This window comes from Microbacterium sp. (assembly GCF_011620715.1).
GTDB lineage: Bacteria > Actinomycetota > Actinomycetes > Actinomycetales > Microbacteriaceae > Microbacterium.
In genome coordinates this window covers 2411-3519 of the sequence record NZ_WOYP01000038.1, presented here as the reverse complement: position 1 = coordinate 3519, position 1109 = coordinate 2411, and the positions used below count along the sequence as shown (strand labels likewise).

Genomic DNA, 1109 nt, shown 5'->3' with positions numbered 1-1109 from the left:
CGCAATGCACCTTCTCGACGCGCAATGCACCTTCTCGACGCGCAATGCACTACTTCGTGGGCCGGGAGGTCGGGTCCGGCCGGGTGCCGCCGACCGCTAGCCTCGAGCCATGGAGGATTGGGAAGAAGGCGCAGCCGAGTCGCTCGAGCGGATGACAGGATCGCCGATGGCGGACGCCCTGCAGGGCACGGTCCGCATCGTCTCACTGTCGGAGCCGAAGGGCCGGTTGCGCTACCAGGCCTGCAACATGGAGCTGATCCTGGAGGGTCCGGGCCTGGACTCCGAACCGCTCGCGACCGAAGTGATCCTCGACCGGCGCTACTGGCCGAAGCCCGGCATGGTGCTGCGAGCACGTATCTCACGGCGGAAGCCGCGGATGATCGACGTCAACTGGGACGCCCTCGCCCGCGAGAAGTGGTAGCGGCGGGCGGTCAGCCCATCAGCGGGCGGAGCATCCGGGCGAGTACATCGACGTCGTCGGGGCTCAGCACACTGAGAGCGCGCGCTTCACGACGAATCAGCTCGGTCATCGCGGCATCCGCCCGCACGCGTCCCTCGTCGGTGAGGCGCACGAGCACGCCGCGGCCATCGCGCGGATTCGCCTGCCGTCGGACATAGCCGCGCTCGACGAGGTTGGTGATCCTGTTGGTCATCGCTGCGCTGCCGATCATCGTGCGCTGGATCAGCTGCGCCGGACTCAGCTCATGCGGCTCATCAGCCCGGCGCAGCGCGGCGAGCACGTCGAACTCCCACGACGCCAGCCCGACTGTTGCGAAGGCACCGGCGCGGATGCGCGCCAGCCGGATCGACACGCGGCGCAGCCGAGACATCACTTCGAGCGGGGTCACGTCGACGCCCGGCAGACGCTCGGACCACGCGTCGATCAGCGCGTCCACGTCATCGGAGTCATCGTTCGCCACGACACGACGCTACCGACCGCGGCGGCCGCGAGGCGACTTTCGGCCCCGAGACCCCAACCCGCCGAGGAATCGACGCGATCGTCGCGAGGCTACCGGCAACTCGACGAGCGCCGGTGTGCAGTCGGCGACCTGCCCCAGATCTTCGCGCACGCGCAACCCTCGCCCTACCCCACGCGCAACCCTCGCCCT

The 1109-nt window shown here is 69.2% G+C and carries 2 protein-coding genes; one reads left to right on the top strand and one right to left on the bottom strand.

Annotated elements, in window-relative coordinates:
- The first annotated feature begins 109 nt into the window (after positions 1–109).
- Positions 110–421, top strand: a complete 312-nt coding sequence (locus QZV84_RS03955; protein WP_292825616.1) for a hypothetical protein — start codon at positions 110–112, stop codon at positions 419–421.
- A 10-nt stretch (positions 422–431) separates the two neighbouring features.
- On the opposite strand, the gene QZV84_RS03950 is transcribed toward QZV84_RS03955, so the two are convergent.
- A complete protein-coding gene (locus QZV84_RS03950; protein WP_292825613.1) occupies positions 432–920 on the bottom strand; it encodes a MarR family transcriptional regulator in 489 nt (162 codons plus the stop codon).
- Positions 921–1109: the final 189 nt, after the last annotated feature.

What these genes read in the sequence shown, in the direction of transcription:
- QZV84_RS03955 (WP_292825616.1), top strand. Translation starts at nt 110, where the DNA reads ATGGAGGATTGGGAAGAAGGCGCAGCCGAGTCGCTCGAGCGGATGACA.